1 protein-coding gene is annotated in these 2,471 nt (G+C 46.7%); it reads right to left on the bottom strand.

Annotated elements, in window-relative coordinates:
- Positions 1 to 1,031: 1,031 nt before the first annotated feature.
- Entirely contained in the window at positions 1,032 to 2,288 is a 1,257-nt protein-coding gene (locus BMX17_RS24715; protein ID WP_092665273.1) for an orc1/cdc6 family replication initiation protein, read from the bottom strand.
- Positions 2,289 to 2,471: the final 183 nt, after the last annotated feature.

Genomic DNA, 2,471 nt, shown 5'->3' with positions numbered 1-2,471 from the left:
ACTGGACTGTAGTTCGGCGATTTTTCCGCTGAGTCGTTCTGGGTCGAGTTCTTCTGTCGATGGGACGATCTTGATGAATTCTTCTGGACTGTACGGCCCATCGGTCATGTGGAACCCTAGTTCAAGTGACATGGTTGTGTGGGGGTGTGTGGGGCTGTGAGAGGGGTTACTCAGATTGGTCTAAGGAGCCTCTCCCTGTCGTCTTCAAAGTGGACTGGCCGCTGTTCAAGCTCAACTAATCCCTGTGCGTGACGGCCAAGACAGACCATCTCGCTCCGGTCTTTCGTCGAAATATCGTTTATGCATCTTGTCATTTATGATAGGTATATTCCAGGTTGTGTGGGGACGGGGAGTTAGTGAGTCGAAACTAATCCTACAATAAAAAACATCGGTCCAAGTATCAAAATCGCGAATTTTGTCTTCTACAGCAGGTTTTTTTCGCGAAATAACCTGCCACGATAGGGGGAATAGCATACCCCGTGATTATCATACCATATAATTCAATCCTCACCGACATTATTTTCAGATTTGATTTTGAGTACTGAAACTAGTCTAAACTCGCGCGCGTTTTTATCAGAATGCAATAATATATTTTCTGTTGAAATGGGTTCTTGTCGCTATCTAGTTAGTGAGCTTGAAAAAGCGATGAGTTCTCGGTGCGAGTATCCATGTCACTCCAAGACCACCAGCGGCCGCATCAGGCGTTAGATGGCCGAACACCTGCGGAGCTTATCTATAGTAGAATCTGGTGCTGTGTTGAATAGCGCTCTCTGAGCCATGGTGAAGTGATATCGGTTTTGAGACCACTGGCATCAGCACCTGATGAGCCGACTCAAATTTTGGCCGCCCTGACCAGCACCGCTATTCAACACGGCAGAATCTGGAAGTCTTTGCAGGGATACCCGCCGAAATTGGCGCGCCTCGCTTGTTTTCGGGGACCTGGTAAGAAGTGTGAGTAGATACTTCTGGAGATTACTATAGACAGTGCCGACTGTAGTATGTGAAGAGTTCTATGACACGCTCTGTAAAAGTTAATAATCGGAGAGATCAGATTGTAGCAGATTGTTATCGTCTGCCGTTGATTCAATTATATCAGCAAGATCCTTGAAGCGGTTAGTTGAAAGAAGAACATCTAGCACAGCTGTGAGAGGAACATCAAGTTCGTACTCATGATATCGGCCAGCAGAGAGCCCTTCATTGTGTTCATAGACACTAATGAGACCGAGCATATTCATATCCGAGAGGTGATCACGGACACGACGCTCGCTAACGCTATCAGCGTCCAATCGCTCACAAATTTTAGTGTACCGCTCATAGAGGTCACTCGACCGGATCGGGACCTCCTCTAGCGACTGGTGATATGCGAGTGCACAGAGGACAGCATGTCCCTGTGTCGTGAGTTCCTGCATACCCTCGTAGAGTTGGTTCTTTTCGAGTTCCTCTTGTGCATCTCGGACTTCATCTTCAGACACGGACTCACAATCGTTTGCCTGTGCGAGTTCGCCTGCCTCTCGTAAGAGACGAATTGCCTGTCTAGCTGAGCCAGTATCCTGTGCTGCGAACGCTGAACACAATGGTACAACTTCGTCAGCAAGAACACCATCATGGAACGACTTTTCTGCACGAGGTTTCAGGATCGACCGGAGTTGGTTTGCATCATACGGTGGAAAGAGAATTTCTTTTTCAGCGAGTGTGTCCTTAACTTTTGGTGAGAGATTTTCACGGAACTTGAAATCGTTACTAATGCCAATAATCACCGGACGGACTTCATCGACATAACCGTTCGAGCGCGCTCGGGGGAGCCCGTACAGAATATCATCAGAGTGTCCAATATTGTCGATCTCATCAAGAACAAGGATAACAGTCCCACCAAGTGCATCAAGTTCATCATAGAGAATATCGAATACACGCTGCTGTGAGTACCCCGTCGTACTGATTTTTTCCTTGTTTTGACTTTCCCGGATTTCATTAACAAGTGCGACTGCAACCTGATACGATGACGAGAGATTTTCACAACTTACCCAAACTGTGGAAAGATCAACATCATCATATGTAGCAGCATCGGCCTCCAAGTGGGAGAGCATGAATTTAGTTGCGACCGTCTTACCTGTCCCAGTTTTGCCATAGAGGAAAATGTTTGATGTTGGTCGGTTATCAATGACTGGTTGAAGAGCTCGTTGATACTTCTCTAGTTCGTCATCACGTTCACGGATGTCTTCAGGTTCATAGGAATCATCAAGAGGAGCAGCATCCGCGAATATTTGCTGATCTCGTTGAAACATTCCCATAGAAATAAGACTTAGATGGAAGTTCAATAAAACCCCCGGTTCCTAAGCTTCCTAAGCGTCCGGAGCTACATTGCTTATAAATAACTACACCACCACCGTTTCCTAAGCCCGGTTCACTTATAAAACCCTCTCTCTCCACTATTTCCTAAGCTTCCGCGAAAGAGGGATCCCCCCACCCCTAGG

Origin of the sequence: Halorientalis persicus (assembly GCF_900110215.1) — an archaeon.
Taxonomy (GTDB): Archaea; Halobacteriota; Halobacteria; order Halobacteriales; family Haloarculaceae; genus Halorientalis; species Halorientalis persica.
The sequence above is the reverse complement of the archived record's forward strand: the minus strand, read 5'-3'. Positions and strand labels throughout refer to the sequence as shown.